The sequence below is a fragment of the Shimia sp. R10_1 genome, assembly GCF_017744095.1.
GTDB lineage: Bacteria > Pseudomonadota > Alphaproteobacteria > Rhodobacterales > Rhodobacteraceae > Shimia.
The window spans coordinates 249,086-272,635 of record NZ_JAGHQX010000004.1 but is presented as its reverse complement, the minus strand read 5'-3'; the positions used below and the strand labels follow the sequence as shown (position 1 = coordinate 272,635).

Genomic DNA, 23,550 nt, shown 5'->3' with positions numbered 1-23,550 from the left:
CGACGCAATACAGAGGTCAAAATATGACGGATCTCCCAACGCAAACCGACCGCAAACTCGGCCTCGTGATCGATCTGGACACCTGTGTTGGCTGCCACGCCTGCGTGATCTCTTGCAAAGGCTGGAACACGGAAAACTATGGCGCGCCTTTGTCTGATCAACGCCCTTATGGCACAGAACCTATGGGCACATTCCTCAACCGGGTACACAGCTATGAAGTGCAGCCCGAAGAGGGTGCGGCGCAAACCGTACACTTCCCAAAGTCTTGTTTGCATTGCGAAACCGCACCTTGCGTGACCGTCTGTCCTACAGGGGCCAGCTACAAACGGGTTGAGGATGGCATTGTTCTGGTCAATGAGGATCACTGCATCGGCTGTGGCCTTTGTGCCTGGGCCTGCCCCTACGGCGCGCGTGAGCTGGATAAGGAAGAGGGCGTGATGAAGAAATGCACCCTGTGTGTCGATCGTATCTACAATGAAAACCTGCCCGAGGAAGACCAAATTCCATCCTGCGTGCGCACCTGCCCCGCAGGCGCTCGCCACTTCGGTGACCTGTCTGATCCCAATTCAGACGTCAGTCAACTTGTTGAAAGCAGAGGCGGATTCGACCTCATGCCGGAAATGGGCACCAAGCCTGTGAACAAATATCTGCCCCCAAGGCCCAAGGATTCCTGGGATAATCAGAGCCTTCTGGCTCCGCTTCTGAAACCTGTGGCCGAAGAGCCGGTCGGCTTCCTCGGATGGCTCGACAAAGCGCTTGATAAACTGCCCGGAGGGTCTGCCTGATGCATCCCGCACCATCCGTCATCATCTTTTCCACCCTCTCTGGTCTTGGGTTCGGCCTTCTATTCTGGCTTGGCATCGATCTGACGCCCCCAACAGGCGGAGTGGCTTTTGCTTTCTTTTTCATAGGCTTTGCGTTGGCGGTGGGCGGGCTGTTGTCCTCCACCTTCCACCTTGGCCACCCAGAACGCGCCTGGCGTGCGCTTAGCCAATGGCGCACAAGCTGGCTGAGCCGAGAAGGTGTCTGCGCTGTCGCCGCGCTCTGCATCATGGGGCTCTATGCGCTCTGCCTGATCTTCTTTGCCACACATATCGTGATCTTGGGCTGGATCGGAGCACTGCTCTCGCTGCTCACAGTCTTCACCACATCAATGATTTACGCTCAACTCGACACGGTGCCCCGTTGGAAAACCCCATTAACGCCAGCACTTTACCTCAGTTTCTCGCTTGCTGGGGGGGCGTTGCTTTCAGGCCGTATCACGATGGCCATCGTCTTGCTGGCCATCGCGGCAGTCATCCAAATCTTCTGGTGGATAAGGGGCGACAACGCGCTAACCAGTAGCGGCACAGATATGGGCACCGCCACAGGATTGGGCGAACGCGGCACGGTGCGCTCTATGGCCCATCCGCACACCGCGCCGAACTATCTGGTCAAGGAGTTCATATATGTCATTGGGCGCAAACACGCCCAGAAACTGCGTGTGATCGCCTTTGTGCTCACCTTCGTGCTGCCCTTGGTGGTTCTGACACTTCTGCCCTTCGGCCACTTCCTGGCTGCGATTGCTGTACTCAGCCATATCGCAGGCGTCGCCACATCCCGCTGGCTGTTCTTTGCAGAGGCCGAACATGTGGTCGGCCTCTACTACGGCATGCGTTAACGCGCCTTCCCGCGCCAGGTATCGAGCCAGGCGCGGAAGCGGCCACGTTTTTCCGTGATATTGTCGCCAGCGGCATCCCAGCTGTCCGCCACATCATCGAGCACAGGGTCGATTCGCGCCTCGCGGAAGCGCCGCCAGCGTACATAGATTGCCCAGAAGAGCGCGGCCAAAAGCGTCAGGAAAATGATGTTAAACCAAGGGATAACCCGCATATCCGGCCCAGTTGCGGGTTTGATGGACACCGCATTTGGAAAGGCTGAGAAAAACTCATTGCGCCAGCCATAGTGGGTGATCACCACCCACTCCGGTGCATCCTTGGTCGACACCGCATCATTGGCCTCTGTGTAGAGGTTCGCGGTGTCGAATTTGAAATACGGCGGCCAGCTCCAGCCGGTATCCTCATTGCGGTACACCCGCGCTTTGTCGTTGCTATCAAAGCCCTGCAGAAACTGCACATCGCGGTTGATCAGCCCTTCTGACTGTGTGTCCGGTTTGGACCAGAATATCCGCGTCCAGTCGCCCAACTCCTGGCGCTCTTCATAGGTGCCAACAAGGCGCACAACGTCATGCTGCGGCAGCGTGTAATGCAGCCAGGCCGCCAAGCCGCCCCAAAACAGGATCCGGAAAATCCATTTTACATAAACCATTTAAGCCGCCTCTACATGAAGTTGATGACATAGATAAGGATCGCAACACAGGTCACTGGTACAATATAAACACCCAAAATCAGTTTTCGACGCAAAGAGCCATCATACTCTTGCAGCCCTTGCTCGATAAACGCGTCTTTATCACCTGTCATGCCCTCTTCGTCCCATTCTGCACGGAGTTTAGAGCGCCGCACCGCACGGCTGTAGAGCGACAGACAGACATAAATGATGGTCAGCAGGATGAAGCCGATTACCGTTAGACGCAGCAGTGCCATTTTCTACCTCCTCACAGCCCCCCAGGGACCAACGCGCGCGATCATATCCTCGCTGACACGACGCGGCACCCGCGGCATCTCAAGCGGGAGATCATGCCCAAACAGCGCCTCTCGAGCGCCTGCCTTATCCACCTGATATTCACGCTCCAGAAAATCCGCGACAAAGCTCTTCTTGGTGTCTGACCAGCCTTGATAAAGGCGATAGAACACCTCTTTGTGGCAGATGAAGAGCTGGCGAATGTCCTTTGGCGCCAATTCCGACAGCAGCATGTTCACAAGATCCGCCTGATCCGTATCTGTGGCACGCAGGGTGTAGAAATAGGCTGGGTGATCGCTGGTGATTTTGGGCCAGGGTCCATTGTGTTCGGCCCAGGCGACAATCCCTCGCAGCGCATGATATTCTGGCGGCAGAGCCTCCGCATGCGCGCGTGCCAGACGGCGAATATCACTGCGGGTCGCCCCTGTCAGATCAACGCCCGCATCCTGCGCCGCGTCCACGACAATGAAGTCCATTTTCTGGCGCAGGATCGCCACACCATCCACACCGCGTGCCTTCACGATCGGCTCCGCCAAACCGTTCATATCCAGAAACTTGGCAATCTGATTGCGGTCTGAGAATTCAAAGCAGTATTTGACAGGCAGCTCCCCCAAAGCGGACCTGTCCTGTGCAGCGATCACAGCCGGGTGCTCCACGCCCCGGAACAAATAAACGCCGCCAAAATGCGCGGTCCAATAATCCTGCTGGTCAAACGCCATTTGCTTGAGCGTCACCGGATTGCGCGTCACGTCACCGGTGCGTTTGGCGAGTGTGATCATATCTGCGATCAGCACATCATCAAACCAGCCGTCTTCCTCCTGTTTGAACCGATCAGCCAACGCGCCAAGCTTCGCCGCATCGCGCAGCGTGCCCGCCGTGGTGTCCGCCTCGATTGTGACCTGTCGAATGTCCAAAAGGCGGCTCGGGTCGCTCACCGAAAACACAGAGTTCACCAGCTCCCCTGCCACCGCATCTCGCGCTGTGAGCGCAAAGAGCTGTGGTTCATTTTCCTCAATAAAGTGACGCAGAATATCCCGGCTGGTCGAGAACTTCGCATTCAGGAGCGGCGCGGTTTTCTGTTCTGTGGTCAGCAGGATGAACTGCCGATTGCATCCCCCGTGGTTGAGGTAGAGATGATCATCCAGCTCGTCGCCAATCTCCGGCGAATAGCCCGAGATATCGATGTGAAAATCGGTGAGGTTGGTGGTCTTGCCCGTCAGATGTTTCAGCGCACGATTGTAGCGCTCCACCAACACCGGGGAGGCAACCTCGATCAGATTGCCAAACATCAAGCCGCGTTGGATCAGTCTATGCATTTGTCATCCCCTCCATCACCGATCCCCCGCCGCGATATCCTGCCCGCGCCGTGCCTCAACGCCCTGCGCTTGGCCAAACCACACCAGCCCCAGAACCGGTGCCCAAACAATTGCAGTCATCAATGAAAGACGCAGATGCACCCATGCCGCGCCCAGCGGATCAATCTCAAAGTGTCCCACGGCCTCGAACCCGCGCATCTGGGTGACCGCGATGGAAATCATGAAACCAATTGCCACCAGAAACGCAGCCGTCAGCGCGATGCCATGCAGCAGCTTGCCATGTGAGCGCGTTTCGCGATCCACCAACACCCGTGGCAGAAAAACGGCCAACAGGCCCAATGCAGCCAGCGGAACCAGAGTGTTCCAGAACCCTATGGTATCAATCACAAACATCAGGCTTTGCCTTTCAGATAGCGCTGTTTTGCTGCCTCGGTACGGCCCATGTCGCGCACCATGGCCTCTATCGCGGCCTCGTCAGACTTATCGGCATAGCGGAATTCGCTGTCGGCATAGCGGTTGATTTCCTGCACCACCATCTCGGTGGTGATCGGCACGCGCAGCTCAGCAATCATCGCCTTTTTGGTGTCGTAGTCCTTTTTCAGGAACAGATCGGGCTGCTCCATCCATTCGTCGGGCAGTTCAAAATCCATCGCACGCACTTTCACCGCATCGGTGATGTTCTTGATCGCACGGCCCGTGAAGCGCGGGTCGGCCTCCTGAATGGCCTTCAGATAGGTGCCCATCTTCGCAATTGTATCCAGCTCACCGACTTGCCCCTGCACGCGCTCAAACACGTTGAGCAGCCCGTCCTCATGGGGGCGGTTGTGGCTTTCAAAACTGGCGGCCACCGCTTTCTGAATGGCCTGAGCCTCAAACAAGGTATGCTCACCCAGCGCGATATCATGGTTCTTGCCCATCAGCAGCGCGAGAATGTCGATGTAATCCTCCCGCGTCTGCGGCCCATCCACCAGAAAGCGCGCCCCAGCCCGCTGGCGCAGCGCGTCGTCCACATTCTCAGGGTAGTTGGAAAACATCCCAAAGGTACAGTTGCCACGCACCACCGTGTTGGCCCCGGCAAAAGCTTCCATAAAGACGGCTGTGACCTCCTGCTGCCCGGCCGAGCTCTGCCGGTCTCCGCGTTTGCCGGCGATCTGGTCAATGTCGTCAATTGTACCAAAGCCAATCACCTGCGGATCCAGCACATTGGCCACAAAGGATTTGGCATTCTGGCCCGATTTGCCCTGATAGCTGTCGATGTTGTCGATGCCAAAATTCTGGTAGCGGAAAGCATAACCTGCCACCTGACAATAATCGTGGATCATCCCCGCCATCATCTGAATGAGCGTTGTTTTCCCTGTCCCCGGCGCGCCATCGCCCATGAAGGTAAAGATGAACCCGCCCATTTCGGCAAAGGGATTCATGCGCCGCTCAAAATCATAGGCCATCAGCATCTTGGCGAGCTTCATCGCCTGATATTTGGCGATATGGTTGCCCACAACTTCGTTGGGCTTTTTGAAACTCATGGTCAGCGTGGTGCCTTTGGCCGCGCGTGCAGGCGTAAATCCGTTGATCGTGAGATCATCTGCTGCAACTTTCCAGCTCGCGCCCTCAAAGGCCTCCAGTCGTGGCGCGTTCTGGGCGCGTAGGCTCAGCTTTTCCATCAACTGCTCAGCAAAGGCGCAGACACAGGCGACCAGTCGATCCTCGCTGCTCACAAGCGCTGCGATGTCCTGATCCAGTTCCCAAAGTGCGCCATGCAAAGCCAAAGGGGCGTTGTCGGTCAAAACTTCCTCAACCTCACCCACCTCGACCTGTGTCTCTCCCAAAAGCGGAGCGAGCAGGAAGGATGTCGCATTGGCAAAGACATAGCTCACCGCCAAAGCCTCCGCCGCCAAAAGCTCCGAAAACGCCGTCTTGCGATCCGCGCTGAGGCTTCCTGCCAGATTGTCCCGCTTAAGATCAGCCAACCCAGAGGCCTCAGAAACATTTTCGCCAACGGCCAAGGCAATCGCCAAAGCCCGCCGCAAACCATGCAACACATTGGCCTGGACCGGTGACACCAGCGGATCTTCCACACCTGCGCCCTCGATACGTTCCACCAGATGCACCCCTTCGGGCCGTGCCGTTGAACGTGTCACCAAACCCGGCGTGGTCGAGCGAAACCGTCGGCGTGTGCCGATACCGCTGGACCGTTCCGCCGCCTGTGCCATGTCTTTGCCTTTGGCAATGCGCGGCGTGTGGTCAAAGCCAGCAAGCATCTGCGCCGCGGCGTCATAGTGCTTGCGAATATCCTCTTCGCGCAGCTCCATCTGGTCACTTGTCAGGCTCATCTTACATCAACCCCAAAATTCATATCGTCAAAAGCCGCGCAGTCAAAGTTGGTTGCACAGCATCCATTCAATATCTGAGCACCCGCCCCTGCGGGCTCACCACATATTTGTTCACGCTGCCAAATCCCGGTGGGTTCAGCTCTTCCAACGCTTGAAAAGGCCGCTGTGGCAGCACAATTGAACGCTCCATCCGCGTGGCACCAGTGTCTGCCCCACGCCCGGCAAAAGGATCGAGCGCAAAGATCTGACGCTCCACAGTGCCAAACCAGCCAGAGCGCTCTGACTTTACGTCTTCGCTCAGCAACTCCTCAGTGGTCCAGGCCAAGGCCCAGTCTTCCCCTTCCGGTGCCCGCGCCGCCTCCAGCACATCGCGGATTGGCCCGCTTTGCCGCGTGAAAGCGCTGGAATACATCGGCCCCACATGCAGGCGTTGCAGGCGCTTGGGGTGCAGATCGTCAAAACTCTCATCAAAGCCCTTGGCGATGGTCACAAGCTTCAAACCTGCCACCGCCTGCGCCATGAGATGCGCCTGAACCTCTGGCCAGCGCCGCTCATCCTTGGGCAAGGCCCGCTTGCCTGTGTCCTCAAGCTCCATGAGGTAAATCGTCGGCAGATTGACCTGACTGTCATAGACTGCCCAATGCAGCAGGAACTTGCGCCGCCGTTCAGAGAGATTGCCAAGCCAAAGCACCTCCGGGTGGTTCTGTGCCCAGAACAGCTCTCCTTTGAGCAACTCCTCATAATAGAGCCGCTGGCTCAGCGCGAATTGCAGCTTCGTTGGGATCTCCTGATCGCCAATAATGGCGCGCAGCATATCGTTCTTCAGCGTTTCCGCATCCGGCATATTGCGCAGATGGCTTTCTGCCTGCTGGGCATCGTTGGCCATCACCAACAGCTCATTGAACATCGGAAAGCCGCTTTCGACAGCATCCATTGCAAGGCTGCCAAAGAACTGCCCGGTCTGCCGCCCCACCAGCAGATACTTCATGCTCAGCGCTTTGAACGTGTAGCCAATCGCGGCCAGATAACGCGTGAGGATTTTCACCTCATCGGCGCGCATCTCCCCCTCCGCCTCACGTGTCGCAGCCACCTGTGTCAGATGCTCCGTGATCCGCGCAAACTTCTGAAAGTAGCGCCGTGAGGCATGTGTTTCCATCAGAGCGGTGTGGTCTGAATTCATTGTCACTTGCTCAACCATCTTGGCTGACGAAAATAGCCGTCCACCGGGTTATAGAACACTGTTTCAGCCAAATCGGCGTCTGACCGGGCAAATCTTCTGAACGACACATAGCGCCCCCATTGCATGAGCCCAAACAGCGCGGCCAAAGTGATCGTGCTTGGTAGAGATGTTTCTATATCAAACGCTAACGAGCCGACGAGAACCCAAGCGACACCAATCAATAGGGACGTTTGAATGCCCGTTTCGATCCATTGAACAACCCTCGGGAAATCTGCATTCATGCGCGTCGGCCCAGAATAGTCTTTTGGGGTAGCTTGCTGTTTACTGGGTGGGTTTCCCCTTCCGAACCAAACAAACCAACCGATCAAAACGGGAAAAAGGACAAACGTGTATCCGATGGCCAATGCCCAGACCAGACAAAGGCCCACCGCAACGAAGACTACCACAGCTATGCTCAGTTTGATGGCTTCGAAAAGAGTGTTTCGTAGTGATCGTTCTTTCAGAGCAAGATCGCTCCAAATCATAACAAAAATGAACAACGCAAAGGCAACAAATTCTAACAGAACCTGATAATTGGAAAACAAATCACGCCCCATACAAATTCTTATCGTGCTTCTCGACGATCTTCTGGAACCTCCGGGCAAAGCGTTCATCCGCCTTGGCTTTGGCCGCCAGAACATCACGGGCAAAGACCATATGCTCCTCATGGGCCTCCATCATATCCGCCATGCGCTGGTTGGTGGCTGTGCCAATTGCGGCCATGGAGGCCTGCGCCTCTTTGTCGGTTTCCACGCCAATCTCGTTGATGCGGTGCGCGATGTCCTGCTGCTGCGCTGTCTTGAGCGATTTGGTGAGTGCATCATACAGCACCACACGCTGCTTTGTGTCGGTCTGCAGCTTGTTGATCAGCACCATCTGCGTCGCCGCCTGATTTTGCAGACTGTCGACCCAGGTTTTGCCTTTCTCGATATAGCGCTCCAGTGTCTGGCTTTTGGCCAGCTTCACCTGCTCTTGCTGTACCAACTCGTTGTAGGCTTTGTTTAGATCCGCCAGTTCGGTCTCAAGCTTGGTGCGCGCGGCGGCGTCCTGCTCAACGGCAATCTTGTTCTCCAGCGCAATGATCTGAGGATCCATGCCAAGGATCTCCGCCCGCAGATTTTCCAGCTCACCCACAGTGAATTCACGCTCATCCAGCGTCTCAGTAAGATTGTCCTCAACCTTCACCTTCTGCTCTTCGAGTACAGCCAACTGGCTTTCCAGAAGCTTGGTGATCACATCCGATTTCGCAATCAGGTCCTGCAGCTTGTCGTCAATATTGGCCGTCTTGATCCTCTCAGCACGCATCGACTCTGATTTGCCTCGGCTGAAGATACCGACAAAACTCTCCCAGCCGGTTTTGTCCCGCATCTGGTCAAAGTCTTTGGAAAACGCCGCCGTCACATCATCAAGGCCCATGATCAGCTCGGCGATATTGGCGTTCATCACCTCTGTGTGGGCATGCACGTCATCCAGCGTCGCGTTCTCAATATCAATTGCAACGTCATCGCCGGTCTTCATCTTTTCACGTGCGGCATCAATCCGGCTGGTCAGCTCTGCGATCTTGCTCTGCGCTGCGGCAACCTGCGCCTGAGAGTCGCGCACTTGGGTTTCAAAATTCGCCATAAAACACCCCCTACTTTTCAATATCTTGAAGCGCATATGGGGAATGTTACGCCCATTTACATCGCCTCTGCATCCAATTCGGGCAAACTGTTGCAAATGTGCACATCAAAAGAAAGAGGGGAGAGTAGGCTACTCCATCCTAGAGCGAATTATTTTGAGATCGAGAATTCACACAATAAGTGTATCGCGTTTCACACCTCTGCCCTTTTGGACAACCGTGCTTAAGAAACGCGCAGGTTTGCCGCGCCCCGCAGGGCGCGACAGCTTGATTACCCAACCACGTTGAACTCGGGCCCGTAAGGGTAGCCCGTGATGTTCTCGTTGCCATCTTCAGTGATCACCAGAATATCGTGCTCGCGATACCCACCGGCGCCGGGTTGCCCGTCGGCAATCGTCAGCATCGGCTCCATGGAGATCACCATGCCCGGCTCCAGAACCGTGTCGATATCCTCGCGCAACTCCAAACCGGCTTCGCGTCCGTAGTAGTGGCTCAACACGCCAAAGCTGTGGCCGTAGCCAAAGGTGCGATATTGCAGCAGGTCACGCTCTGCAAAAAAGGTGTTGATCTGCTCGGTCACCTCAGCGCAGCTCGCGCCCGGTTTCAGCAGAGAAATCCCCAATTCATGCGCGCCCACATTGGCTTCCCAGATCGCAAGGCTCGCTGGATCGACCTCTTCCACAAACATTGTGCGCTCAAGTGCTGTGTAATAGCCCGAAATCATCGGGAAGGTGTTAAGCGACAGGATATCACCACGTTGCAGTTCACGCGCGGTGACGGGGTTGTGTGCGCCATCTGTATTGATGCCCGACTGAAACCACACCCAAGTGTCGCGATACTCGGAACCGGGGAAACGTTTTGCGATCTCAAGCTCCATCGCGTTCCGACCGGCCATGGCCACGTCAATTTCGCGCGCGCCTGCCTTCACGGCATCACGGATGGCATATCCCCCCACATCAGCAACTGCGGCGCCTGCGCGGATCAACTCAATCTCTGCTGCACTCTTATGCATACGCTGCCGCATGGTTTGCTCATAAAGATCAACCATGCTCTTTGGCGCAAGGAAACTGTTCAGCTTGCTTTGCTGCAGCAGCGTCAGGTGATCACCCTCAAAGCCAATCACTGCGCCCTCGCCCGTGATCGATCGGATCGCCCGCCAGTAATTGTCCCGCTGCCAGTCGGTGTAAGTGATGTTATCACCGTAGCAGCGCCGCCATGGCTGACCCGCGTCGATGCCGGCTGAAATCGTCACACACTCTGTGGGGGTCACCACCACGGCATACGGCCGCCCAAAGGCGCAATAGGTGAAACCGGAGTAGTAGGACACATTGTGCATCGAGGTGAAAACCGCGGCATTAACGCCAGCCTCTACCATAACTGCGCGCAGACCCGCCACGCGGGCCTCATACTCGGCCTCCGCAAACTGCAACGGCGCTTTCTCGCCATTATGAAACCGATAAAATTCAGGACGTGATGTCATGTTGACCTCCGATCAAAGAGGTCCCGGCGTTCAGGACTGTAAAAAGTGTGGCGCATTCTTCATGCAGAATGTGGCGACGCCATCGCCAATGCCTGTGCGAGTCATGCCAAAGGAGGCACGCCGCGCGCAACAAAAATCCGACGACCTGCGCGCCCTGATACTCTTGCGCCCAAATTCGAGGCGCCTACTGTGAACGCAAAGAGGAGTACCCAGATGCAGACCGGAGCCAGAAATTTGATCACCGATGTGGCGGGGCTTCGCGTCGGCAATGCGCAGGACACAACGATCAAGACGGGCACAACCGTGTTGGTTGGCGAGGCGCCTTTCACCTGCGGCGTCAGCGTGATGGGCGGCGCACCAGGCACACGTGAAACCGATCTGCTCGCACCAGACAAAACCGTGCAACAGGTTGATGCACTAACGCTTTCAGGCGGCTCGGCCTTTGGTTTGGATGCGTCCTCCGGTGTTGCCGATGCCCTGCGATCCGCCGGACGTGGCTTTGCGGTTGGCGACCAGAACATCCCCATTGTTCCCGGTGCCATTCTCTTCGATCTCCTCAATGGAGGAAACAAAGACTGGGCCGAAAACCCCTACAAGCGTCTAGGTGCTGAGGCGCTCACCACTGCGTTCGATGACTTCACATTAGGCTCCTTTGGCGCGGGAACCGGCGCAACCTTAGCCACTCACAAGGGCGGTCTTGGCTCGGCATCTATGATCCTGCCATCCGGCCATACGGTCGGCGCCTTGGTGGCTGTGAACGCGCTTGGCGATGCCTCTCCAGATGGGCAACACTTCTGGGCGGCCCCTTGGGAAGTCGGTGACGAATTTGGCAATTTGGGCCTGCTACCCTGTGCGCCAACGGGCTTGCCCAACACCAAACTGTCCAGCCACAACACCACCATCGCCATTGTCGCAACCGATGCAGATCTCACGCAGGCGCAATGCATGCGCATGGCGACCGCAGCTCACGATGGCATGGCCCGCGCTTTGGTGCCGTCGCACACGCCAATGGACGGAGATCTGATTTTTGGCGTCAGCACAAATGCCAAGCCGCTCGAAACAGAGGTCGCAGATACCCTCTGGCTGGGGCATGCCGCAGCCACCTGCCTTGCCCGCGCCATTGCGCGGGGGGTCTGGCATGCGCGCCCTGCCGCGGGCGATACCGTGCCCTGCTTTAGACCTTAGGCTAGGACCATCCGGGCAAAATCACTTTCAGGGTCTGCCAAGGCGTCGATGACATCAAAGTGGTGCTTGCCACCGGCCACAAACAGATCGCAGCCCCAAGCCTCTGCCAACCAGCGCGCCTGATCCAGAAACACAGGCCGCTCCTCTGCGCCAACCCAAACCGTGACATCGACATGTGCATGCGGCGTACCAAATACCGGGCTTTCAGAGCCACATTCTGCTGCGTCCAGTTTCAAATCCGCATTCATAACGGTTTTCATCAAAGGCCGCAGATCAGACACAGGTGAAATCGGCACCACGCGTGTGATCCGATGGCCAACACTGTCTGGCAACACGCCTTCGCAGACCATCCGAGCCACGAGATGCCCACCAGCGGAATGCCCCGCCAAAATGATCGGCCCCTCGACCATTTCCGCTGCACGGCACACAGCCTGACCAATCTGTTTTGTGATCTCTGAAATGCGCACGCTTGGTGCCAAATCATAGGAGGGCATGGCCACAGCCCAGCCCTGCGCCACAGCCGCACGGGCAAAATGACTCCAGGAAGACTTGTCAAACCGCAGCCAATATCCCCCGTGCACAAACACAAAGAGCCCCTTTGCCGTGCCTTTGGGGCGCATCACATCAAACCGATGCCGGGCGCCATCCCCATAAGGCAGATCAATCTCGGCACCGGTGGCTTCCCGAAACGCCGCGGCCTCTTCCGCCCAGCGCGGTGGGTACGCCTCAGCCCCAGCGATATGTGCGGCATTGGCGTATGCGTCATCCCAATCCATGTCCCTCTCCCCATGACTTCAAATGCGCCGCCACTCTGCGGGATCACCGCACCAACCACAAATGGCTTTTTGCTTTGTCACGGCCCGTCACGGCTTTCGCAGATCTGTCATACGGCTGTTGCCACAGCGTCATATACGGGTGCGACCTGCACATAATGAACCAACACGGAGACACCAAATGTTGCTGCGCAGCTTTTGCTTGACGTCGGCGCTGGCATTGACCGCAGGTCACGCCACCGCTGAAATGAATTTCAACCGCATTGCCTCCTTCCCTGTGGTCAAAAACATGGCCAAAGGTGAGGATACCACGCGTGAGACTTCCCCGGAAATCATCGCAGCCACCGCTGATGGCATGACATTGGTGTACACGGACAGCCCGCTGGGTGTTATTGGGCGCATCGACATCACCGATCCGACCCAGCCAAAGCCGCTCGGCAATGTCGCACTTGACGGTGAGCCAACCTCCGTTGGCGTGTTTGGCGATCTCGCGATCGTAGGCGTGAACACATCTGAGAGCTACACACAGCCCTCCGGCCTGATTCAGGCGATCAACATCGCGGATGGCACTGTCGCTGCTTCTTGTGATCTGGGCGGACAGCCTGACAGCGTCGCCATTGCACCGGATCAGAGCTTTGTGTCTGTCGCCATTGAAAATGAGCGTGACGAAGATCTTGGCGATGGCCGCACAGGTCAAATGCCCGCGGGCATGTTGGCCATGATTGAGCTGCAAGACGGCTCTCTTGCGTGTGACACGCTGCGCATGGTGGACATGACCGGCCTCGCTGCGGTGTCTCCAGAAGATCCAGAGCCGGAATACGTGTCCATCAACGCATTGGGCGAAACCGTGGTAACCTTGCAGGAAAACAACCACATGGTGGTTGTCTCCAAGGAAGGCGAAGTCATCTCCCATTTCTCCGCAGGTGCTGTGGATCTTGAGGGCATCGACGCGACAGACGAACGCGGCGCACTGATCTTCACCGAAAGTCAGAAAGGCCGCCTGCGCGAGCCCGATGCTGTCACTTGGATTGATGACAATCACTTCGCCACAGCCAATGAGGGCGATATGGATGGCGGCTCTCGTGGCTGGACCATCTTCCACAAAGACGGCACCGTGGTCTACGAGAACGGCACCGATTTTGAAAAGGCGATCATTCAGATCGGTCACTACCCGGACAAACGCTCTGACAGCAAAGGTGTGGAGCCGGAAAGTGTGACCTTCGCAACCTTCAACGGCACGCCCTATGTGTTTGTCGGCGCGGAACGGGCCTCTGTTGTTGGTGTCTATGACGTTACGAACCCAGCAGAACCTGTGCTGAAACAGCTGCTGCCCTCGGGCGTCGGCCCCGAAGGTTATGTGGCAATCCCAGAGCGCAATCTGCTGGTGTCTGCCAATGAGAAAGACCTGATCGAAGATGGCGGCGCACGTGCGCATGTGATGCTGTTTGAACATCAGAAGGCACCGGCCGTGTATCCGCATCTCACATCTGAGGGTGCTGATGAGCTAATCGGCTGGGGGGCGATCTCCGGCATGGTGTCCGACAAAGACGGCATCGTCTGGGCTGTGAATGACAGCTTCTATGGCTTCCAGCCCTCCATCTTCAAAATCGACACCACCCAGACGCCCGCCCGCATCGTCGATGTGATCCGTGTGCACCGTCAGGACGGCAGCCCCGCGCAGAAAATCGATATGGAAGGCATCACACTTGATGGCAACGGTGGCTTCTATGTGGCGTCTGAAGGCCGCACCGACCGTGTGATCCCGCATGCCATCTACCACGTCTCCGCCGAAGGTCTGATCAAAGACCGCAAAGGCGAAATTGGCCTGCCAGCAGAACTGATGGCGGTGGAAAAACGCTTTGGGTTTGAAGGCATCACCAAGCTGGGCGACACGCTCTGGATGGCGGTTCAACGCGAGTGGAAGGACGACCACAAAAACCACGTGAAACTGGTCTCATACAATCTGGAAACCAAAGAGTGGGGCGCGGTGCACTATCCCAAAGCCGAGCCTGCCACCGGTTGGGTTGGCCTGTCTGAAATCGTGGCGCATGGCGATTGGGTTTACATTGTAGAGCGTGACAATCAGCACGATCACCGTGCGGTGACCAAGAAGATCTACCGCGTCGCGGCGTCTGACATGGTGCCTGCCCCGCTGGGTGGGGACCTGCCTGTTATCACAAAAACTCTGGTGCGCGACCTGCTCCCGGATCTGACCTCTACTGGCGGCTATGTGCTCGACAAAGTGGAAGGTCTGGCCATTTCAGAAGACGGCACAGCGTTTGTGTCGACAGACAACGACGGTGTGGACGATCACTCCGGTGAGACGATGTTCTTCAACATCGGCAACATCGAACCCGCTGCCAACTGATCTGATCCTCCCCGTCAGACAGACAGAGCCCCGTTGCCCATCGGCAGCGGGGTTTACTTTTTCAGACCAGACAACGCGAGATAGCCCGCCACCGCAACTGCAGAAAGACTGCCGCACCAAATCAAGCTTGTCTGAAATCCCAGCCAATCCGCCAAAACACCCACGCCCCCGGCGCCCACTGCAGCCCCTCCTGCCGCAAGCACAGCCCAGAGGCTCATCACACGCCCGCGCATGTCATCTTCCAGATCCAGCTGAATGGCGGTCTGCGTGGAAATCGCAGTGAGCGTGGTAACAAAGGACATCCCCGCTGCGACAGCCAAAGCCAACTCCCAAGTTGGGGCCACCCCTAAAACGGCGACCAGCATTAGCCCCAATGCGATCGCCAAACGTGTCAGCAACGGCAAGCGCCCGGGCATTTGAGGGGGCAGAACAGCTTTGGAGAAGCCCCCCAGTATTGCACCAAGTCCTGTGACACTCATCAATACGCCCAGACCATCCGCACCACGCCCAAACACACCATCAGCCAGCGGCGGCAAAACCTCCAGCGTTCCGCGCGCCACCAACGCCAACATGCCCGCCAGCAGCATGGCTTCGCGCACGGCAGCGACCTGCCAGACGTAGCGAATTCCGGCACCAAGTGCGGTGAAAAAGGGCTCCCGCGCGCCACCGCTCTCCCGCCTAGGTCGAAGTCTCAAACGGGACAGAATAAAAAGGTAAGGCACAAACAGCAGCCATTGGACCAAAAGCGTGTGCGCAACGCCAATCTCGGCAATCAACAGCCCCCCAATCGCCGGCCCAACCATTCGGGCGATATTGAAGTTTATCGCCACGATCGTGACCACAGACCCCACGTGCTCACGTCTCACCAGTCGCGGTGTCATGGCCATCCGCACCGGCTGGTTGACTGCCAACATAACACCAATCAGAAACGCAAGCAGTGCCAGCCAGAACGGCGTCATCATACCAACCGCCACCAACGCCCACAGCGCGATGCACAACACCATGTTGATGCCTTGCACAATCAGCATCGCGCGTTTCACACTGATGCGGTCGACCCACACTCCAAACAGCGGCGACAGCACAATCGACGGCGCAAACATCAATAGCGCCACAAATCCGACAAAACTGGGCGAGTCTGTCATCTCCCACGCAAGCCAGCCCATTACGATCCGCTGCATCCAGATCGCCATCAACCCAAAGGCCGCGCCACAGACATAAGCCCGGAAATTACCAGATTTCAAAGCGCCGAGGTTCACAAAGCCACCAATGATCAGAAAACCGGGCGACTTTGACGCCTTCATAAGCGAACTGCAACCAGACAAACGCAAAACGCGCGCCTCAATCTGAGACGCGCGCCTGACAACAAGGGAAGAATTTGTGTGTCAGTGATTTGGAGGTCAGTTCACGGCTTTTGCGTCAACCACATCCTGCTCCACGGCTTTGCGGGCACCAGTGGAAATCTCGATACGGCGCGGCTTCAGCGCCTCAGGGATTTCACGCTGCAACGCGATGTGCAGCATGCCATCTTCGTGGCTCGCACCCGTCACGCGGACGTGGTCCGCCAGGTGGAAGCGACGTTCAAATGCGCGCGTCGCTATCCCGCGGTGCAGGTAGGTCTTGTCTTTGCTCTCTTCGCCTTTCTTGGCGGTCACAATCAAAGCGTTCTGCTTAACCTCAATACTCAGATCATCAGCGGAAAAACCAGCCACAGCCAGCGAAATGCGATAGGCATCATCGGCGGTTTTTTCGATGTTGTATGGGGGGTAGCTCGGCTGGGCGACATCGTTGGACAAAACACGGTCCATCATGTTTGCCAATTGGTCAAAGCCAACGGTCGACCGGTACAGCGGAGCCAGATCAAAAGTGCGCATGGGTTATCCTCCATTGAGCGACAACAATATGTAAGTGCCTTCCATTCGGACAGGCGGTGTAGAAACAAGACCCGATCATCGGCGCCTCGATACACATCACTTGGGAAGCCTATTTCAGGTTTCAACCCCCTCCCGCGCGGACAAATTTCGCACCGGTGCCGCTGCGATTGCCAATCTGAATACGCTTTGCCCCTGCGCTGACCTTCGCGACCGGCGCATCCCCCACCCGCATGCGTCGTTTCAGCTCTGCGACCACCGATGGAAGCTCCATGCCGAATGAAACTGCGCTGCCGTTTTCAAGATCATCGCCCGCCGACACCAAAGACAATATGCGCACCCGATTGCCATAGCGCACAAAAACCGGTGCCCCCGAGGAGCCGTAGGTCACATTGCAATCAAACTTCAAAAGCCCCCAGCCGCGCCTCACCACCGAACAGTCCCGCTGCCAGGAAATATGCTCGCTCCGGCCCCGCCCATAGCTGAGAACAGAGACCTTTTCTCCCTCCTGCGGGTCAACATGTATGGCAAAGGGATTGGCCTCAGAGGTCGAAATCGGGGAGGCCAAACGCAGCAAAGCCACATCATGCCGGATCATCTTGTTGCTGATCTTGCCTCCTGGAACATCCTGATATCCAGCATCAACAATCACACGGCTGACAGTGCGTTCAGCCAAGGCCTCTCCGGCAACATAGCCTGCGCGAAAGAGGATGTTCTCTGGGGCAACCTGCCGCCCTGCAGTGTCAAAAACGCAATGCGCGGCTGTCAGCACCTGATCCGGCGCAATCAATGCCCCCGAGCAATACCCAGCCCCTTTGACATCAAGCCGACCGATCGCCTCCCAGCCTAGCAGCTCTCCACGTGTGCGCAGCGGCTGAAGGCGCTCTTCAGAAAATGCAGGTACCGCCGAGAACAACAGCGCAATTAGGCAAGCAATGCGGGAAAAATACATAAATCTCTCTATCAAACCAGGCGCAGAGCGAGCTTGTGACCGGCCTGCACCGCCACCAAACACTCTGCAATCTATGTTTGTATGTCGAACCAAAACGGCATGAATATGGCAGGTTACCGCCGCGCTTGTTGTTGCGTTGCGGCATGCGTAAAGTACCGTCATGCAACAGATTGATCTGCCAGACGATATCAAGACAGTGCGCGACTGCGGGCCAATCAAAGTGTGGTCGGTCGTCGTGACGATTCTGGGGGATCTTCTGCAAGACGAAGACGCCTGGATGTCAGGCCCTGTTCTGGATGCTCTGGTTGGATGTCTTGGGATCAACAACCAAGCACTGCGTGTTGCCTTGCATCGTTTGCGGCGCGACGGATGGATTGTGACCCAAAAACGCGGGCGCATGTCAGTGCACCGCCTGTCGCCGACAGGCTGGGCAGCCACAGAGCGCGCCCGCCCACAGGTGTACGGAATGTCCGAACAAAGCAAAACACGCGTTGATCTTCTGATTGGATCGCCAGCGTTGAGTATCGCGGATTTTGAGACGCGCCTGCCCGAGGGATCCATCCTGTTGTCCACACGCAGCGCCTTGGTTTCGGATGTCGATGCCTGCCCAGACGGATGTGTTCTCAGCCCATTCAACCCAACAGAACTACCGAACTGGGTTGTAGAGATCATCGCCCCGAACGTGATGCGCGCGGAATATGATGAACTGGCCTCAGCAGTGGAAACTGCGTTGCACCGCCCTACCCCGGATGACTGTATCACGCGCACCGCACTGCGACTCGTCGTATTGCATCACTGGCGGCGGCTTTGCCTGCGTCATGGGGTGGTCCCAAACCACCTATTGGGACAGGATTGGGAAGGCGCTCAAGCGCGATTGGTCGTGATGCGCGCACTCAATCAATGGACACGCCCGACGATAGACGTTTTGGAGCAACGCCTGACGAGGCGATAACACACGCAAAGAGCAGCAGCGCTTTAAAGCGCTGGCACGATTTGATAATAGTGGCACAAACGCAATGAGCCTCCACGCATTTGGGATCAGAATGATCGGGACGACAGCGGCGTATGCCTTCATCAAAATGATCTTTGCGCGATGAGCAGCGTTCGCCCAAACCTGCGCGTGGATGTAACGGGCACGGAAACTGTTGTGCAGCTCAGCGGCGCGCTGTTGACGGAATTTCTGGCAGAGATGGAGCGCCCATTTGCGCAGGTTTCAGCAAAGTCCGGCACATTGCGGCTCAGTCTGGGTGGTCTAAGCGCGATGGACACAGGCGGCGCTTGGATGGTGGCAAATTTGCGAAATCGCCTCCAACGTGATGGTGTTGACGTCGTGCTGGAAGGGGGCGCTGAAGATCAGATGGCCTTGTTGCGCACCGTTTCCGCAGCCATGCCAAACGATGACTTAGACGACACTCCCTCACGCTCTCCCTGGGACTGGCTGGAGCAATGGGGCAAAAATCTAGTCGGCGGCTGGCAAAGCGCGCTCTCCCTTATCAGCTTTCTCGGTGAAACACTCGTGGCGCTCGCGCGCGAAGTGGCGCGCCCTCACAAACTGCGCTGGGCCTCTCTTGTCACGCATATGCAAGACACAGGCTTTAACGCCGTGCCCATCATCGGGCTGATGGGATTTCTCATTGGTGTGGTCCTCGCCTTTCAGGGCGCCACTCAGCTGCAGCGCTTTGGCGCAGAAGTCTTTGTGGTTGAGCTCATCTCCATCTCCGTCCTGCGCGAACTCGGCATCTTGCTGACCGCGATTATTGTGGCAGGGCGATCCGGCTCGGCCTTCACGGCATCGGTGGGCTCGATGAAAGTGCAGCAGGAAATCGACGCCATGCAAACCCTTGGCCTTGATCCGATACGGGTGCTGGTGGTGCCGCGCGTGCTCGCTTTGTTGATCATGCTGCCCCTGCTTGGCTTTGTGGCAAATCTTTTCGGCCTGCTGGGTGGCGGGCTGATGAGTTGGATCAATCTGGGCGTCAGCCCCGGCATGTTCGTCACCCGGCTTTATGAAAACACCGATGTAACCCACCTGCTCGTCGGTATGGTCAAGGCGCCATTCTTTGCGCTGGTGATCGGTGTGGTAGCCTGCTGGCAGGCGTTTCAGGTCAAAAGCAGTTCCACCAGCGTGGGCCAACGCACCACTTCCAGCGTGGTTCAGGGCATCTTTCTGGTGATCGCACTGGATGCCCTATTCTCCATTTTCTTTGCGGGGCTGGGCATATGAATGCAGTGGACACACAGCCTATGCCTGAGGCAACAGCAGAGCGGGAGGCGGTGATCAAGGTGCGCGGCCTGCGCAATCAGTTTGGCCGACAGGTGGTGCATGACAATCTGGATCTCGACGTCTGGCGCGGCGAGGTTTTAGGCATCGTAGGTGGCTCTGGCACGGGCAAATCAGTTCTGTTGCGCACCATCGTGGGCCTCAACCGCCCCGCGGCTGGCAACATCGAAGTGCTCGGCACCGATGTTTTAAACGCGCCGGAAAGCGAACGACGCAAAGTGGAAACCCGCTGGGGGGTTGCGTTTCAGGATGGTGCGCTGTTTTCAAGCCTGACCGTGTTGCAGAATGTGATGGCGCCGATGCGCGAACATTTAAAGCTCTCGAGCAATCTCATGAAAGATCTCGGCGCGCTCAAGGTGGGCCTTGTTGGCCTGCCACATTTTGCCTGTGAAAAACTGCCAAGTGAGCTGTCCGGCGGTATGCGCAAGCGGGCCGCATTGGCTCGCGCGTTGGCGCTTGATCCGCAGATTGTCTTTCTGGATGAACCCACCGCGGGCCTCGATCCCATCGGCGCCGCAGCCTATGACGATTTGATTGGAGAGTTGCAGCGCGCGCTTGGCATCACCGTGTTTATGGTGACCCATGATCTTGACAGTCTTTACGCCATTTGTGACCGGATCGCCGTTCTGGCAGAAAAGCGCGTCTTGGTGGAAGGTCCAATCGAAACCATGACAGACATCGATCACCCCTGGGTGCAAGAGTATTTCACAGGCCCACGTGCCAGAGCGGCGCAGGTCAAAGGCAGTAGGAGGTCTCAATAGATGGAGACACGGGCAAACTATCTCCTGATAGGGGTGTTCGCGCTGGTCGGGCTGATCGGCTCCTTCCTCTTTGTGTTTTGGCTCGCGAAAGTCGATCTGGAACGGCAATACGCCTATTATGACGTGCTCTTTGACAATGTCTCAGGCCTCGGCATGGCCGGGGGCGTGCGCTACAACGGTCTGCCTGTTGGCCAGGTTGTGATGCTTGAACTGGATGAAGAGGACCCCTCGCTGGTGCGCGTGCGCATCGAGGTCGGCGCCGACACCCCAGTCAAAACGGACACGGTCGCCAAACTTCAGGGGCAAGGGGTGACAGGGGTGAGCTTTGTCTCCCTCTCCGGGGGCACTGCTGACGCGGATCCCCTCCCACCCTTTGGCGAAATCCCAACCGAGCCCAGCGCGCTGCAATCTGTCGTCGAAGGTGCGCCGGAGCTGATGGAAAAGGCGATCACGCTGCTCGAACGGTTGCAGTCGGTGGTCAGCGACGAAAACACCGAAGCGGTCACCGCGCTTCTCAACAACCTGTCCAATGCCTCTGGTCGCCTCGATCGCACAATCGCAGAGTTTGAAACCCTGTCCACCGATGTGGGCAGCGCCGCGCGCGAAATCGCGGCCTTCACCGGTCGTCTGGAATTGCTGTCCAACACTGCCGAGGAAACCTTGCTGGCCGCCACAGACACGCTTGGCAGCATTCAGACGGCAGCAGACCGGACAGAAGGCACCCTGCGCAACGCCGAAAGCGCTTTCGGCACCGCCGATGCACTGATGAAAGATCAGCTCAGCGAGTTCATCACACGTGGTGCCGAGGCAGCCGCCGCACTTGAAGGCGTGGTAAACGTACTGGAACCCTCGGCATTGGCCACCATGCAATCTGCTCGCACCCTGATCGAAGAGCGTCTGCCCGCACTCGTCGAGCAGGTACAGGATACCGCCTTAGCTCTGGAATCGCAGGTCACACAGGTCGGACAGGAAGCCTCCACCCTGATCAGCCGCTACGAGGAAGTCGGCAGCAGCCTTAAGGCCCGCGTCGATCAATCTGAAAGCGCGATCGCTGCGTTTGAAACGGCCACCAATACTGCCACGGACACGCTCAACTCAGTCCGCACCACATCAGATACAGCCAATCAGGTGCTTGCCACTGACATCAAGCCACTCGCCAATGAGGCCACGCAGACGCTGACCTCTGTACGCGCCCTGACCGACACGAAACTGCCGCCCCTTCTGGATCAGGCCAACACCACTCTGGCCGAAATCGAAACGGGCGTCTCCTCCCTTTCCAGCGAGGGCGCTGTGCTGATTGCCGAGGCAACAGCACGCCTAACCGAAGCCAAGACAACACTCGCCAATCTGGACGAAGCGCTGGATTTATCAAACGAAATGCTGCGCTCTGTTGATGCAACCGCAGACAGTGTGACGACACTCGTCACCGTCGAAGGTGCCGCCTTTGTGGCTGACGCACGTGCAGCGGCAACCAGCGCCCGCGCAGCTCTGGACACCATTCGCACAACCGTCGACACCGAGTTGCCTGACCTTGTGACAGACATCCGCGCGGCAGCCGCCTCTGCCAATACGATGATCGGCAACATCGACACTTTGGCAATCGGTGCCGCAGATGACCTCGATGTGCTTTCAGAACAGGGAAGCACCGCTCTGCTGGCAGCAACCGACACCTTCGCGCGCTCCAACAAAACCCTCGAGGCGATCTATCAGGCGATGGAAACAGCTGATGTCACCCTAGACACAGCCCAAAAAACCTTCAGCGGTGTGAACCAAATTCTGGATGAGGATGTCTCAGGCATCATCACCGATCTTGGCGGCGCAGTCTCCGCAGTGTCAGAAACTGTGACGACTGTAACGAAAGATCTCAACAGCGCTTCTACCGAGGTGCTTTCGGCGGCACAGTCAGCCTCAGATCTCTTGGGACGTCTGGATAACATCGTTGTGCAAAATGAGCGTCAGGTAACGGAATTCTTCCGCATCGGTCTGCCGCAAACCACCCGCTTCGTCGAAGAGGCGCGGTTTCTCGTCAACAACATGGACCGGTTGGTGGAGCTGATCAGGCGCGACCCGGCACGGTTCCTTCTGGGCACTCAAGGATCGGAGTTTCGTCGATGATGCGACTGGTATGGACAGGCATGATGCTGGGCGCGATCGCCCTCTCTGGGTGCACCGGGCTTGAAACGCTAAATCGCGCCACAACGCCCACGGATCTCTACACGCTTACGCCTAAAAGCACGTTTGCGTCGGGTCTGCCCCGCATTCGTCAACAAATCGTTGTGGAGGAACCTACGGCATCCTCTGCGGTAAACACCGACCAAATCGCCGTACAGCCCACGCCCTATCAGATTGAGTATCTGCCCCGCGCGCGCTGGGTCGATCGCGCACCGGTGATCGTGCAGAATCTTTTGGTGGAAAGCTATGAGAACAGCGGCAAAGTCCGCTCTGTCGGTCGCTCCAGCGTTGGGCTGCGCCCCGATTACGTCATTGTCACCGACCTCAGAGAGTTTCAGGCGCGATTGCCCGCTGTTCAGGTGGAAGGCTCAGAGGCCCTGCAAATTCACGTGCGACTGAACCTGAAAATCGTGGATTCTTTCAACAACCTGATCATTGATTCAAAGTCTTTCGAAGCGCTGGTTCAAACCGCAAGCGATGACATCAATGATGTGGTGCTTGCCTTTGACACCGCCCTTGGCCGCACCATGCGCAGCTCAGTGGAATGGAGCGTGAAATCCATTTACAGCCACGCGCAGAAGAACCCACACCCCTCTTTGCAATAA

The 23,550-nt window shown here is 57.2% G+C and carries 22 protein-coding genes; 9 read left to right on the top strand and 13 right to left on the bottom strand.

Annotated elements, in window-relative coordinates:
- Nucleotides 1-23 precede the first annotated feature (23 nt).
- Both J7413_RS10210 and J7413_RS10205 read left to right on the top strand, forming a co-directional pair.
- Nucleotides 24-785 carry a 4Fe-4S dicluster domain-containing protein gene (locus J7413_RS10210; protein WP_209097973.1) on the top strand — a complete coding sequence of 254 codons (762 nt, stop codon included), beginning with the start codon at nucleotides 24-26 and terminating at the stop codon, nucleotides 783-785.
- On the top strand, nucleotides 785-1,660 hold the full coding sequence (locus J7413_RS10205) for a DmsC/YnfH family molybdoenzyme membrane anchor subunit (RefSeq protein ID WP_209097972.1): 876 nt from the start codon (nucleotides 785-787) through the stop codon (nucleotides 1,658-1,660). Before J7413_RS10210 ends, J7413_RS10205 begins: the two co-directional genes overlap by 1 nt.
- On the opposite strand, the gene J7413_RS10200 is transcribed toward J7413_RS10205, so the two are convergent.
- The 9 genes from J7413_RS10200 to J7413_RS10160 form a co-directional block, all read right to left on the bottom strand.
- Nucleotides 1,657-2,307, bottom strand: coding sequence for a DUF1523 family protein (locus J7413_RS10200; RefSeq protein WP_209097971.1), 651 nt, complete (start codon nucleotides 2,305-2,307; stop codon nucleotides 1,657-1,659). The genes J7413_RS10205 and J7413_RS10200 overlap by 4 nt on opposite strands.
- 11 nt (nucleotides 2,308-2,318) lie before the next feature.
- Entirely contained in the window at nucleotides 2,319-2,582 is a 264-nt protein-coding gene (locus J7413_RS10195; RefSeq protein ID WP_209097970.1) for a hypothetical protein, read from the bottom strand.
- 3 nt (nucleotides 2,583-2,585) lie between these two features.
- Nucleotides 2,586-3,935 carry a DUF6638 family protein gene (locus J7413_RS10190; RefSeq protein ID WP_209097969.1) on the bottom strand — a complete coding sequence of 450 codons (1,350 nt, stop codon included), beginning with the start codon at nucleotides 3,933-3,935 and terminating at the stop codon, nucleotides 2,586-2,588.
- Nucleotides 3,936-3,950: 15 nt separating this feature from the next.
- On the bottom strand, nucleotides 3,951-4,328 hold the full coding sequence (locus tag J7413_RS10185) for a hypothetical protein (protein WP_209097968.1): 378 nt from the start codon (nucleotides 4,326-4,328) through the stop codon (nucleotides 3,951-3,953).
- Nucleotides 4,328-6,265, bottom strand: a complete 1,938-nt coding sequence (locus J7413_RS10180; RefSeq protein WP_209097967.1) for an ATP-binding protein — start codon at nucleotides 6,263-6,265, stop codon at nucleotides 4,328-4,330. The genes J7413_RS10185 and J7413_RS10180 overlap by 1 nt, the downstream gene beginning before the upstream one ends.
- Nucleotides 6,266-6,332: 67 nt before the next feature.
- Nucleotides 6,333-7,445, bottom strand: a complete 1,113-nt coding sequence (locus J7413_RS10175) for a hypothetical protein (RefSeq protein ID WP_247743440.1) — start codon at nucleotides 7,443-7,445, stop codon at nucleotides 6,333-6,335.
- Between the two features lie 2 nt (nucleotides 7,446-7,447).
- Nucleotides 7,448-8,041 (bottom strand): hypothetical protein, encoded by a 594-nt coding sequence (locus J7413_RS10170; RefSeq protein ID WP_209097965.1) that lies wholly within the window; start codon nucleotides 8,039-8,041, stop codon nucleotides 7,448-7,450.
- Nucleotides 8,031-9,107, bottom strand: a complete 1,077-nt coding sequence (locus J7413_RS10165; protein WP_209097964.1) for a hypothetical protein — start codon at nucleotides 9,105-9,107, stop codon at nucleotides 8,031-8,033. Before J7413_RS10165 ends, J7413_RS10170 begins: the two co-directional genes overlap by 11 nt.
- Before the next feature lie 269 nt (nucleotides 9,108-9,376).
- Nucleotides 9,377-10,585: an aminopeptidase P family protein gene (locus J7413_RS10160; RefSeq protein WP_209097963.1), complete on the bottom strand. Its 1,209-nt coding sequence runs from the start codon at nucleotides 10,583-10,585 to the stop codon at nucleotides 9,377-9,379.
- 213 nt (nucleotides 10,586-10,798) lie between these two features.
- Between J7413_RS10160 and J7413_RS10155 the strand changes: the two genes are divergently transcribed.
- Nucleotides 10,799-11,770, top strand: a complete 972-nt coding sequence (locus tag J7413_RS10155) for a P1 family peptidase (protein WP_209097962.1) — start codon at nucleotides 10,799-10,801, stop codon at nucleotides 11,768-11,770.
- Here J7413_RS10155 and J7413_RS10150 read toward each other — a convergent pair.
- The gene (locus tag J7413_RS10150) at nucleotides 11,767-12,546 is read right to left on the bottom strand and encodes an alpha/beta hydrolase (protein ID WP_209097961.1); all 780 of its coding nucleotides are present in this window, start codon (nucleotides 12,544-12,546) and stop codon (nucleotides 11,767-11,769) included. The two genes, J7413_RS10155 and J7413_RS10150, sit on opposite strands and share 4 nt — an antisense overlap.
- Nucleotides 12,547-12,724: 178 nt before the next feature.
- Here J7413_RS10150 and J7413_RS10145 point away from each other — a divergent pair, with 178 nt between their 5' ends.
- Entirely contained in the window at nucleotides 12,725-14,911 is a 2,187-nt protein-coding gene (locus tag J7413_RS10145; RefSeq protein ID WP_209097960.1) for an esterase-like activity of phytase family protein, read from the top strand.
- Between the two features lie 53 nt (nucleotides 14,912-14,964).
- Here the strand turns inward: J7413_RS10145 and J7413_RS10140 are convergent, their stop codons facing one another.
- From J7413_RS10140 to J7413_RS10130, 3 genes are all read right to left on the bottom strand, one after another.
- Complete coding sequence (locus J7413_RS10140; protein WP_209097959.1) at nucleotides 14,965-16,212, bottom strand: MFS transporter; 1,248 nt, start codon at nucleotides 16,210-16,212, stop codon at nucleotides 14,965-14,967.
- A gap of 96 nt (nucleotides 16,213-16,308) precedes the next feature.
- Nucleotides 16,309-16,782: an Hsp20 family protein gene (locus tag J7413_RS10135; protein ID WP_209097958.1), complete on the bottom strand. Its 474-nt coding sequence runs from the start codon at nucleotides 16,780-16,782 to the stop codon at nucleotides 16,309-16,311.
- Nucleotides 16,783-16,903: 121 nt separating this feature from the next.
- The gene (locus J7413_RS10130) at nucleotides 16,904-17,731 is read right to left on the bottom strand and encodes a trypsin-like peptidase domain-containing protein (protein ID WP_209097957.1); all 828 of its coding nucleotides are present in this window, start codon (nucleotides 17,729-17,731) and stop codon (nucleotides 16,904-16,906) included.
- A gap of 160 nt (nucleotides 17,732-17,891) precedes the next feature.
- On the opposite strand from J7413_RS10130, the gene J7413_RS10125 reads away from it, so the two are divergent.
- The 5 genes from J7413_RS10125 (at nucleotide 17,892) to J7413_RS10105 (ending at nucleotide 23,550) form a co-directional block, all read left to right on the top strand.
- A complete protein-coding gene (locus tag J7413_RS10125; RefSeq protein WP_209097956.1) occupies nucleotides 17,892-18,683 on the top strand; it encodes a PaaX family transcriptional regulator C-terminal domain-containing protein in 792 nt (263 codons plus the stop codon).
- Nucleotides 18,684-18,824: 141 nt separating this feature from the next.
- Nucleotides 18,825-19,955 carry an MlaE family lipid ABC transporter permease subunit gene (locus J7413_RS10120; RefSeq protein WP_209097955.1) on the top strand — a complete coding sequence of 377 codons (1,131 nt, stop codon included), beginning with the start codon at nucleotides 18,825-18,827 and terminating at the stop codon, nucleotides 19,953-19,955.
- Nucleotides 19,956-19,975: 20 nt separating this feature from the next.
- The gene (locus tag J7413_RS10115) at nucleotides 19,976-20,773 is read left to right on the top strand and encodes an ATP-binding cassette domain-containing protein (RefSeq protein WP_209097954.1); all 798 of its coding nucleotides are present in this window, start codon (nucleotides 19,976-19,978) and stop codon (nucleotides 20,771-20,773) included.
- Nucleotides 20,774-22,888: an MlaD family protein gene (locus tag J7413_RS10110; protein WP_209097953.1), complete on the top strand. Its 2,115-nt coding sequence runs from the start codon at nucleotides 20,774-20,776 to the stop codon at nucleotides 22,886-22,888. It begins immediately after the preceding gene.
- Nucleotides 22,885-23,550, top strand: coding sequence for an ABC-type transport auxiliary lipoprotein family protein (locus tag J7413_RS10105; protein ID WP_209097952.1), 666 nt, complete (start codon nucleotides 22,885-22,887; stop codon nucleotides 23,548-23,550). The genes J7413_RS10110 and J7413_RS10105 overlap by 4 nt, the downstream gene beginning before the upstream one ends.